We start from the raw sequence: 11,904 nt of genomic DNA, 5'->3' as shown, positions 1-11,904 counted from the left end.
TTATCGTTCTTATTTAAATATTTCATGTTACAGGTTCAGGAATTAGCTGTCGATTACCGAGGAGTGCGAGGACTAGATCGGGTGAGTTTTCATGTTGAACCCGGACAGCTAGTCGGTATTATTGGGCCAAATGGTGCGGGTAAAAGCACACTACTCAAAGCAATGCTGGGTTTAATTCCTAGCATCAGTGGAACTGTGCAATATTGCACCTGTCCTTTGCATCGGCAACTAGAAAAAGTAGCCTACGTACCGCAGCGATCGCTAATTGATTGGGACTTTCCCATCACTGTTTGGAATGTAGTGATGATGGCACGAACTCGTTCCTTGGGTTGGTTTCGCAGCCCAAACCGTGCCGCCGCAGAAATTGTCAAAGCGGCTTTAGAAAGGGTAGAAATGCTGCACCTACATCATCGGCGGATCGGAGAACTGTCTGGCGGACAACAGCAACGAGTATTCTTGGCACGAGCCTTAGCTCAACAAGCAGACTTGTTCTTGTTTGACGAGCCGTTTACAGGTATTGATAAAAAAACCGAGACAATTATGCTAGAAATTTTTACCGAGTTGCGATCGCAAGGCAAAATTCTGTTGGTTAGTACTCACGAATGGGGACAGTCGTTAACACAGTTAGACCGATTGTTACTGCTCAATCAACGTGTGATTTGTGATGGTTTGCCACAGCAAGTGATGACAAAAGAGAATTTACAACAAGCTTACGGTACAGCTTTACAAAATCAATTTCAGGATTTAGGAACAACATTTTTTTGTTAATCTGGGTTCTGCATCTAAGTTCTTTTTTATATGCTGGATTTGCTATTACAACCCCTGAGCTACGAGTTTATGCGGAACGCGATCGCGATCGGCATTCTCATTGGTATTCTCTGTCCGGTGGTGGGGAGTTACTTAATAGTCCAGCGTATGGCACTTCTGGGTGATGTGATTGCCCATTGTGTATTACCCGGACTTTCCATATCGTTCTTTTTAGGAATAGATATTTTAATTGGAGCCTTTTGCTCTGGTATTTTGGGTTCGTTCTTAATTGCCTGGATTCGTTCCCAATCTCATATTAAAGCAGATGCCGCTATGGCACTGACATTTTCAAGCTTTTTTGCATTAGGAGTAACGCTGATTACGGTACTCAGAAACAAACTCGACCTGGATAGCTTCTTATTTGGAGATATTCTGGGAGTTACAATGAATGACATTTATCGAACGTTAATTATTACTGCTGTCATTCTATTTGCGGTCAAGCTTTTTTATAAAGAACTGCTATTTTACACATTTGATAAAACTGGTGCTAGAGCGATCGGCTTACCAATTCACGGCATTCACTTTGGCTTTATGGCAGCAGTTACATTAACAATTATTGCCAGTATGCAGGCAGTCGGAGTAATTTTGGTAATCGCACTGCTAGTGGGGCCTGCTCTTACATCCTATCTCCTGGTCAAGGAATTGCATCAGATGATGGGGGTAGGAGCAATCATTGGAGTGCTTGCAAGTATCACTGGCATATACATTAGTTACTACCGTAATATCCCGTCTGGGCCTGCAATTGTCCTAGTATCATCCGTACTATTTTTATTGGTGCTGCTTTTTAGTCCTTCTGGTGGCATTTTAACCCGACCTGAATTGGTAAATCATTCAGTTAGATTATTATCCAAATTCAAACGGGGGAAATGATTGGACTTAAAAACTTACTCATATAGGCTGACACGGAGAGGTAGGGACGCGGGGACGCAAAGAGATGTTAATAATAACTGAGTAAGGAAAAATCAGGAGTTTAGCTCTCGTTACCAGGCTCAAATTAGGACGAGGAGAAGGGGAGACAACAAGACTTGGGGCAAGAATGCTATTCAGATTTCCCCGTGTCACTGTGTCCCCGTGTCCTCTTTCCCCCACACCCTACCCCCTCGCTCAAGAACGGCGTCCAAATCCTTGACCGCGCGAACCTTTTGTCCAAATTAGCAGTTCGCCACTTTGTCCCCCAGCAGCTAGTTGATGCCCTTGGGGATGCCACGATAGGCAAGAAAAACCATCCACGCCTTCATTGAGAACTTGGGCTAGTTTTTTCGCACGTTGCCACAGACAAACCCAGCCATCTTCCCCAGCAGAGGCTAGTAAGAGACTGTGAGGTTGAAATTGCAGAGATTGCACTACACTTTCATGTTTTGGCAAAACTCGCCCTTCCCATCCAATCGATTCATCCTCATGCTTTTCCCAGACTACAACACCTTCCATGCTGGCAGCAGCTAACACAGGAGCACCTATCTTACTTGGTACTTCTGACCATACCAATTTACGAATTTTTCCAGGAAAGCCACGCATTACCCAAGGTTCTGGATTGTCCCACTCTAGAACGGTGATTGTCCTATCTATATTACCGGAGGCAATGTATTTACCATCACCTGACCAGGCGATCGCCACACTTGCGGAACCAATCATTAGTAGATATGGATCGTCTTTCCAGTCTTGGCTGTTCCAAATTTTAACTTCTTGGTAGCCTGCCACTGTTAAGCGTTGACCATCGGGATGCCAAGTTAGATCTAGCACTGAAGAGTTGTCAAAATTGAGATTTGTGGCAATATCACCAACATCTACATCCCAGACTTGCACATTGCGCCCTAAGCTAAAGGCTAATTGATTTTGAGTAGGACTCCACGCCATGCGGTCAACCCAAGCAGGAGCATTTTTCAAAGTGGTAACTAATTCGGGTTTTTCCCCAAGTAAATCCCAGACTTTTACCTGCCCATCCTGTCCCCCAACTGCAAGAAATCGTCCATCTTTGGAAAAAGACAGGCAATCAATTGACAGTCCACAGCTACTTTGTAGGTATGTGAGTTCTTGCGTTTCCACAATTAATAACGCTACCTCACCAGCAGCGGAACTGACAGCTAAGGCTGTACCATCAGGTGACCAACTAATTGCTGTCACATAATCTAAGAGCGACTTTTGCCAAGAAATTTGAAAGTCGCCTTGGTTGTTGTTTTTTAAACTAGACACGCCCGACATCCTCTCTGAGTTTAGCTTCGTCTAGATTGCGCCCAATCAAGACAAGTTCATTTTTACGGGTTTGATTAGATTTTTATCGTTAATGATAACTATTATCAGAGTATGATCATTATATTTGCAATTGCAGCGAGTATTGCTAAAAAAACTCAAGATTCTTTGAATAAACTCAAACGCAGCCATCGCCCTATTGGATTCACTGCAAATTTTCAGCAGATTACGCAACAGAGAATATTCTTGCACAATCAGTGAATGATCCAAATTGTAGATGTATGGAGTTAGCCTAAGATTTTGTATATTTTTTCTAGATTACTATGTGATTTTGCTTACATAACATCATTTAAGCTTGATTTTAGCTTTCTTAAAACTTGATTTTAGATTTATGTTAAGTATAATTTATTGTATAGCTTATTCAGTATAGAGATTGTTCTCAAAACTATGGCAAAGCGATCGCTTAAAGCGTCAGCTGAGGGTATAAGAAGGGCTAAACAGGCTTTTAAGCGTAAAAAACTGACGCAAAAACGTCTGGCTGGAGAAGTAGGTTTAGATACTCGTCAACCAATTTGGAAGTTCTTTACAGGTCAACCTGTTGACCGTCAAGTCTTTCATGAAATTTGTCGAGTTTTGGGAATCAATTCCAAAGAAATAGTTGAAAATACTATTAGTGAAAAAGAATCAGTATCTATTGAAAATGTACCAGAAAATTCTTTAGATATCGATTATTTGGTGCGAAAGGCAAGGCTTGCTCACCAAGAAAAAATTCAAGCTCAGTGTGGCACTTTACATCTTTTAGATATTTCTCGACCTATCGGATTAGATGACCTTTATGTAGAAGTCAACATTTTTGAGGAAATTACTAATCAAAGATGGTTAGAAATTAATAACTTACAAAGTCTATACTTAAATAATTCTAACAGTTCTAACTGCGAGCAAATATATCAACACAGAGTAACTGGCTTAGAAGCTATTTCAAAATATTCTAAGTTGTTGATACTAGGAAAACCGGGTTCCGGAAAAACGACTTTTTTACAATCAATAGCACTTCGTTGCGCACGGAAAAATTTTCAACACGATTTTCTACCAATTTTTATAAATTTAAAAAATTTTGCTGAAGATAGTGGCAATACCAATCAAATTAGTTTATTTGATTATATCAATCAAGAATTTAGTGATTGTGGAATTTCTCAAACAGAGGTTTTGACAATACTTACTCACGGAAAAGCACTAATTTTACTAGATGGCTTAGATGAGGTCACACATATAGACCATGATAAAATATTTCGAGAAATTCGGAACTTTAATGAAAAATATTACAGAAATAAAATTATTATCACTTGTCGTTTAGCAGCTTTTCAGTATAAATTTAAAGGATTCACAGAAGTTGAGATTGCTGATTTTAACCTATTACAAATTAGAGCATTTGTTGATAAGTGGTTTGTAGCAGTCGCTAAAAATTCTTTTTGGGAAGGAAGAGCTAAAGCCAATAATTTTATAAATAAATTAGAATTGCCAGAAAATCGGCAAATTCTTGAATTAGCAACTATACCAGTTTTACTCAACTTAACTTGCTTAGTATTTCAATTTTTAGGAGACTTTCCTACCTTACGCTTGGAACTTTACAAACAAGCATTAGAATTACTGTTAGTACGTTGGGATGAAGCAAGAGGTATTAAAAGAGATGAAGTTTATCGCAATTTGTCTTTATCACACAAAATCAAATTACTCTGTTATTTAGCATCAATTACTTTTGCTCAAGGAAACTACTTTTTCTCAGAAAATAAAATACAACAACTAATTACTAGTTATCTACGTCAGTTGTCTCTTGAACCAATAGATGTAGAAGCTTTACAAATTGATAGTGGTGCTGTTTTAAAAGCTATTGAAGCCCAACATGGAATATTACTAGAACAGGCACGGGGTATTTATTCTTTTTCTCATTTGACTTTTCAAGAATATTTGACAGCCAGGGAAATTGTTAGCAATGCCAATTCTAAAACACTACTAGAATTTGTGATACAAATGGGGGAGAAACGCTGGCGAGAAGTTTTTTTACTAACAGCAGGTATGCTCCAACCAGCTGATGAATTGTTACTGTTAATGAAGCAACAAATTGATACCTTAGCTAACTCAAATTTAAAACTATATAATTTTTTAATTTGGTTAGAACAAAAATCTTCAACTATTAGTGCATCGTATCATCCTGCTAGTATACGTGCTTTTTACTTTACCCTCAATCTTCCCATTGATCACCCTCTTGCCAAAAACCAAACTTTGTCTGTTTCTTTGGATCGTCACCTCACAGGGAAATTAACTGTTGATTTAGCTTTAGACTTGGCTTTAGTTCATGCTCTTGGTGTCAGTCTGAAGATGAGCGATAATATTTTCTGCCAGCGCTTATCTACGATCAAGCTTGCTCTTGATTTGCAGGATCTATTACAAGAATATCCATCTTTAGAGAAATCACTGCAACAACTGCAAAGCGAACTTCCATATTCCTACGCAGATAAAATCGCTCTTAAAGAGTGGTGGCAAGCGAATGGAGAAACATGGACTCTTAAGTTGCAAAATTTAATAGTTAGCGATCGCCAAATTTGTCAGGATTGGCAATTCAACGAAAAGGAGTGGCAATTACTACAGCAGTATTGGGATGCGAATAAGTTGCTACTAGATTGTCTAAATCATGCTAGTAATGTCGCCAATTCTACAATTAAATCAATAGAGAAAACTTTATTTTTAGTTGAGAGTGTTGTTTTCGCGAACAGCATCAGCTAGATCCCCGACTTTTTGAAAAAATCGGGGATCTATAATGCGAATTATGATTTTGGTAATTTCTTTCCGAACAGAGTTTGGTACATCAGCTGATAAATACCAGTATTATCCACAGTATTTGGCAGTAGATCTGCATTTAAGCCATGCGTTTTAGCAACAATAGAACCAGTAAAATCACCAAAACCCGCCCAAGCGATCGCAAAAGGAAAGCGCTTTCCTTGATTGTCTGGTGCAGAAACAAACGGTAAAGTAGCAGTGCCATCTTTACCATCCCAGGGTGCGCCATTCGCTCCTTTTGCAGGTAAAGGCTTATCTAAAGGAAAATCTTTTTCTGTAACTCCCACCACTTCTAATCCACCAGCATCGCTATCTGCTGCTGTTACCAATAAAGTATTGGGATTTTTCTCAATAAACTTCATTGCCACACCCACAGCATCATCGGCGCGTTTGACTGCTTCTATACAACCAACTGCATTATTAAAGTTGCAGAAGTTATCACTACCTTCTTCTTCCAGAACTATAAAAAAACCATTGGGATTAGATGACACAATCTTTAAAGTTGCTTGTAACATTTCGGCTGCTGTCGGCGCAGTCGGCACATATAGCGGCAAATTCTGCTTTTTTAACTCTTCTTCTGGTGCATCGTTATAAGTATCGTCGGCGGCAAAAATCCCCAATACTTTTTTAGTATTTCCTGGTAACTTCAATAATTCATCACGAGTATAAACAACAGAGTAACCCTTCTTTTGAGCCAGTTCGATCAAATTAAGTCCATCTTCTCGTCGAGTTTGTGTAGCTGTGGCGTGTCTACCAACAGTTCCTTTCGGAAGATACCATACCTCTCCACCTCCCAAGATCACATCTACCCCAGACTCAACAATTTGTTTGGTAATTTCTGCAAATTGAAGCCGACTTGTAGTCTTGGCAGAAAATGCCCCTGTTCCTGGTTCGAGGATAATACCAGAGTTGATGATAGCCGTTCCTTTTTTCGCGGCTACAGCTTCTTCCATAATTGTTTGAGGTTTCCCAGAGGCAGCTACTACAGCTTTACCCTTATCATCTAAACCGTAGGAATCAGCGTTTACTTTCACTCCCTTAGCGTGAGTTACTGCACCCCCGTTAGAAGTGGCAGTAAGTTGATTTTTCATGTGTCCCAAATAAACGGCAAGATTAGACATCCGATCCCAATTCAGCCTACCATCCGGGCCAAGGTAAAGCATCCGCGCCGCACCCCAGTGAGATGCGCTTGTACCATCTGGGTGAATCAATATCACATTTCCTTGGTGAAAATTGGCGTTGCCTTGTACTTGGATTTGTGGTGTGCAAGCTAGTAAGGCTGATAAGGCAAAAATTACTATAGCGATGAATTTTTTATTAATCTTCTGTATCATGGCTGATGATTATAATGTTACAAAAATATAACAATATTAGATTAGCTACTGGGTATCGGGAATTGGGAAGAGGATGCGGGGACACGGTGACACGGAGAAGAATTCTTCCCCTCTGCTCCCCTGCTCCTTGTCCTCTTCTTTGCCCCTAGCCCCTAATACATTCACAAGAATTTTCTATGGTTATAGTTAACGAAAGATTAAGAAAAACAACTTGGGCAGGAGCGATCGCTAAACCTGCTGAAGAATTTCCTCTTACTCCCCTATCAGTTCTATCTGGTAAAATACCCCCAGGTTTACGAGGTACACTTTACCGCAACGGCCCGGCACGGTTAGAGCGGGGTGGTATGCGTGTGGGACACTGGTTTGATGGAGATGGAGCGGTACTTGCCGTGCATTTTACTGATGCAGGAGCAACGGGAGTGTATCGTTATGTACAAACTTCTGAATACCAAGCGGAAACAAAGGCAGATAGGTTCCTTTATGGTGTTTATGGGATGCATCCACCAGGGGCGATTTGGAAGCGGTGGAACCAACAAATAAAAAACGCAGCCAATACATCTGTGTTAGCTTTACCAGATAAACTGTTAGCCTTGTGGGAAGCAACCAAACCTTCTGCGCTCGATTTGCAAAATCTTGAAACTAAGGGATTGGATGATTTAGGTGGGTTGAATGATAAATTACCCTATTCTGCTCATTACAAACGCGATCCGCACACTGGTGAAATATTTAACTTTGGCATCAGCATTGGCAGTGAGGTGCAGTTGAATCTTTATAAGAGCGATCGCACTGGCAAAATAGTACAGAAATCAGCTTATAAGTTAGATCGGTACTCTGTAGTACATGATTTTGTTTTAACTGAACGGCATTTGGTGTTTTTCATGCCACCAATGCGTCTGAAAATGCTGCCAGCTTTACTTGGTTTAATTACTTTCAGTGAGGCTCTAGCTTGGCAACCGCAGTTAGGAACTCAAATTCTAGTTTTTGATCGCGAAACTTTGTCCTTAGTAAGTCGTGGTGAAACTGATCCTTGGTTCCAGTGGCATTTTGGTAATGGTTGTGTGGATAACGACGGCTTGGTGATGCTGGATTTAATTCGATATTCAGACTTCGATCAAACTAATGAGTATCTTCGAGAAGTTGCAACTGGTGAGACTCACACAGTCGCAAAAGGAACGCTGTGGCGATTGCGTCTCAATCCAGAAACTGGCAAAGTAACGGCAATGGAGGAAGTTTGTAATCGCAAGTGTGAGTTTCCAGTAGTTCAGCAGTCGCAAGTGGGACAACCTTGGCGTTATACTTATTTATCTGTACTCCGGCAAGATGCAGATATAGCAACAGATTTGTTAGGAGCGATCGCTCGTTACGACTACGAAACCGAAAGCCTTACCGAAGCAGGCTTGGGTGAAAATCGCTATCCCTCAGAACCCATTTATGCAGCAGATTCCGAAAACCCTGAACAAGGTTGGATTTTAACGGTTGTATATGACGGTAATTCCGATCGAAGTGAAGTTTGGGTATTTGACGCGGATAAATTAGACGAAGAACCTGTTTGCAAGTTGGAATTACCTAGTGTGATTCCCCACAGCTTTCACGGTACTTGGAAATCAGCTTAGTTTAGAGCAAATCTGCTCACCTTGATGAAACTGATAGCTGATAATACAACGCTGTTTATTTAAGAAGCTTAAACTATTGCATTCATTGCTGTCAGGTTTATCTAATATTTAGATTATATAGCAGTCCTAAATCATTCGTGAACAAAAAGCTCCCCGACTTCTTAAAGAAGTCAGGGAACTGAAGCCCAATGATTTTCACAACTAAAATAGGATTGCTATAGGTATTATTTTGCAAAAATCAAGGATAGAAATTAATTGATATTTGTCAGAACGTTTGAGCTAATCAAGACTAATCATAAAAAGAGCACATTAAAGGGACATTTTGATACAGTACTGAAACGAACTGATGTATAAGCAGATAAGACTTATAACTGCGCTTAAGCGCTTTGGATTAGTCTGATAGAATGTTCCAGCGTTGGCTTGTTAAAAATCAGCATCAACAAAGGTTAGAGCAGTTTGGAAAGCAGGTAGAATATTACCTTTTTTTGATGTAGTTAGTAAAATTTTTAAACTGTTTTAGTTGGACGAAAAACTACTCTAACAATTTATTTGGAAAATTTTCCTTCCATATATCATAAGGAAGTATAAAAATGAATAAACTTAAAGAATGCGATCTGGTTATGAAAGGGGGCATCACCAGTGGAATTGTTTATCCATCCCTTGTGCTAAGACTTAAGAACAGATACCGCTTTAGAAATATAGGGGGAACCTCTGCTGGCGCGATTTCTGCTGCTGCTGTGGCAGCAGCAGAATACGGACGAGAACAGAACGGCTTTGACAAGTTGAAAGATTTACAAGACCAACTTAGTAAAGGAACGTTCCTACGGGATTTGTTCCAGCCTTCTCAAACAACACGTCCACTGATGAACGTTCTACTTGATTTCATCAGTAATCGTTCCCTTTTGCAGCCTCCCTTAACTTTTTGGTACAAATTGTTTCGAGAGATACAAAATAATCAACCAGTAAGAGCTTTAGCTTATTACCTGATATTTGGATACAAGAGAGCGGAACCTTCTACACCCCAAAGTATTTGGCAATTCATTCTGCAATTGACATCCTCGCTATGGCATCACGCTCCTTTCATTTCTTTTGTTGGTGCTTTGCTAGGTGCAGACCTAGCATACTTGCTAGCATTTCTGATGGGTGGTTCCGTGTCAGCTTGGAGAATAATTTTCCTCCTACTCTTTGCTTGGTTAGGAGCACTAGTTGCAGGTGTAATTTATCTGGGCTTCATCTTGACCCGAAAAGTGCCTGAAAACTTGCTTGGAATCTGCACAGGTAGAAAAGATGATCTTGACCAGGAAGACCCAACCGTTTTGACTGACTGGCTCAATAATTGGCTCAACAACTTGGCTGGGATTGCAATCAGGAAAGAACCTTTGACTTTTGGCGATTTGAGGCGACCGTTGCTTGGCGAAGAAGATAACATTACGCTCCGCATGGTGACTTCTAACCTCAGCCAAAATCTACCTTATGTTTTGCCATTTGAGGAGCAAATATTCCTGTTTAAGGAAGATGACTTTAAAAAGCTTTTTCCTAAACAGATTTTAAATTACTTGAAACGCTTTAAGAACACTGAAGCAAGCGTTATCGCTCCACCTCCAGGTTATTATTTTTTTCCTGAAGCGGATGATCTGCCAGTTATTGTAGCTACACGCATGAGTTTGAGCTTTCCTGTATTACTCAGCGCTGTGCCACTATACACCATTAAGCCCAACAAATGTGCAGATATCTCAGCTGCGATTCAAAAACCAGTTCAGCTTGAGCCAAAAGATCTTCAAATTAATTGGTTTAGTGATGGGGGAATTTGCAGTAACTTTCCCATTCACTTCTTTGATACTTGGCTACCAAAACGTCCCACTTTTGGCGTTAATCTAACCTCAATGCCGGAAGAGCAAGTTGAAGAGAAAGATGGTAAGGTAAAAGTCAAGCAGGACTATATTAGCCCCACTTCCACTGCTTTCACTTCTGCTGCTTGTCAGGTAACAACTCTACCCGACGAGGCGATCTATCTTCCCAAAGCAGATGAGCTTCCAGTAACAGAGTTTATACCTTTGGAGAATGAGCTGATAGAAAACAGCAGTCTCCCAATTCCTAATCTCCTACGATTTATTAGGGCTATCTTCTCAACAGCACAGAACTATCGAGATAATGCCCAGTCAGTACTACCTAGTTATCGAGAACGAATTGTGCAGGTGCGCCTGAAAGATGATGAAGGTGGACTAAACTTAGCTATGCCCGAAGATACTATTAAGGAAGTCATTAAAAAGGGAGAAACAGCTGGTTCTGTTTTGCTGTATGACTTCAATTTCAAATACCACCAATGGGTTCGTTTTCGCATACTGATGAAACTGATGGAAGCCAGTATATATGAGATGAACGAAGCGATCGCCAAACACGAAATTTATAGGGATTTGGTTAATAACCCCGAATTTGATCTCACAGATTATCCCTATGGCTTAGTTGATCCGGACTTGCTGTGTAATTTAGCCACGCGCCTGAAAAATCTCAATGACCATATAAATGCTTGGCAGCCACCTAAATTGTTAGCCGAAGAATGTTCACCTTTGCCTGAACCGATACTGCGAGTTATGCCAAAGGTATAGAAGCAGTATGTCAACTGTCTACTCTTTCCTGCATATTCCTCACAATTTGAGTGACTAATTTCCTCGGTAAAAATTTTACAGATAAAGCAAGCAACTAATTTTTTAAACATCGCCTCTGAAAATAACAAAACATAAGCTTTTGTAGCGTAGTAAACTGCCATCAAAGCCCAGGCTGAAAAGCAGTAGAACAGCTAACATTCAAGATTTTTCCCTGACGGCGCTGCAACATACTACTGGCGTGATCGGGTTAATTTGATGTAATAATTTTTGTAGGTTGGGTCGAAGCATGAGACCCAACAAGCTTATCAATGTTGGGTTTCGCGTTGCTCAACCCAACCTACACTTAATGCACTATTTTAAGGCGGTCACGCTACTAGAGAGAAATATAGCGGGATGTCTGACGAACTTAATATCTGTCTTGAAAGTCTACTTTCAAGACAGACGCCCAGGAACTAAAGTTCACAACAAAGTATGAAAATTTCTCTTCTCTGTAACCTGTTCCCTATTTTAAAGTGAGATATG

General features: G+C 40.3%; 7 protein-coding genes and 1 pseudogene. 5 read left to right on the top strand and 3 right to left on the bottom strand.

Going from position 1 to position 11,904, the window contains the following annotated elements:
• The first annotated feature begins 24 nt into the window (after positions 1-24).
• Both U2718_RS11825 and U2718_RS11820 read left to right on the top strand, forming a co-directional pair.
• Entirely contained in the window at positions 25-768 is a 744-nt protein-coding gene (locus U2718_RS11825; protein WP_342002972.1) for a metal ABC transporter ATP-binding protein, read from the top strand.
• Positions 769-798: 30 nt separating this feature from the next.
• Positions 799-1,677, top strand: a complete 879-nt coding sequence (locus U2718_RS11820; RefSeq protein WP_342002973.1) for a metal ABC transporter permease — start codon at positions 799-801, stop codon at positions 1,675-1,677.
• A 234-nt stretch (positions 1,678-1,911) separates the two neighbouring features.
• Here the strand turns inward: U2718_RS11820 and U2718_RS11815 are convergent, their stop codons facing one another.
• A complete protein-coding gene (locus U2718_RS11815) occupies positions 1,912-2,997 on the bottom strand; it encodes a WD40 repeat domain-containing protein (protein WP_342002974.1) in 1,086 nt (361 codons plus the stop codon).
• Positions 2,985-3,079 (bottom strand): annotated as a pseudogene (locus U2718_RS11810) (GTP-binding protein); the annotation flags it as partial. The gene U2718_RS11815 and the pseudogene U2718_RS11810, both read right to left, overlap by 13 nt.
• Before the next feature lie 362 nt (positions 3,080-3,441).
• Between U2718_RS11810 and U2718_RS11805 the strand changes: the two are divergent.
• Positions 3,442-5,775 (top strand): NACHT domain-containing NTPase, encoded by a 2,334-nt coding sequence (locus tag U2718_RS11805; protein ID WP_342002975.1) that lies wholly within the window; start codon positions 3,442-3,444, stop codon positions 5,773-5,775.
• A gap of 41 nt (positions 5,776-5,816) precedes the next feature.
• On the opposite strand, the gene U2718_RS11800 is transcribed toward U2718_RS11805, so the two are convergent.
• A complete protein-coding gene (locus U2718_RS11800) occupies positions 5,817-7,163 on the bottom strand; it encodes an alkaline phosphatase (protein WP_342002976.1) in 1,347 nt (448 codons plus the stop codon).
• 176 nt (positions 7,164-7,339) lie between these two features.
• Between U2718_RS11800 and U2718_RS11795 the strand changes: the two genes are divergently transcribed.
• Both U2718_RS11795 and U2718_RS11790 read left to right on the top strand, forming a co-directional pair.
• Entirely contained in the window at positions 7,340-8,776 is a 1,437-nt protein-coding gene (locus U2718_RS11795; protein ID WP_342002977.1) for a carotenoid oxygenase family protein, read from the top strand.
• 590 nt (positions 8,777-9,366) lie between these two features.
• On the top strand, positions 9,367-11,382 hold the full coding sequence (locus tag U2718_RS11790) for a patatin-like phospholipase family protein (protein WP_411813269.1): 2,016 nt from the start codon (positions 9,367-9,369) through the stop codon (positions 11,380-11,382).
• Positions 11,383-11,904 lie beyond the last annotated feature (522 nt).

The organism is Chlorogloeopsis sp. ULAP02, assembly GCF_038404745.2.
Lineage (GTDB): Bacteria > Cyanobacteriota > Cyanobacteriia > Cyanobacteriales > Nostocaceae > Chlorogloeopsis.
The sequence above is the reverse complement of the archived record's forward strand: the minus strand, read 5'-3'. Positions and strand labels throughout refer to the sequence as shown.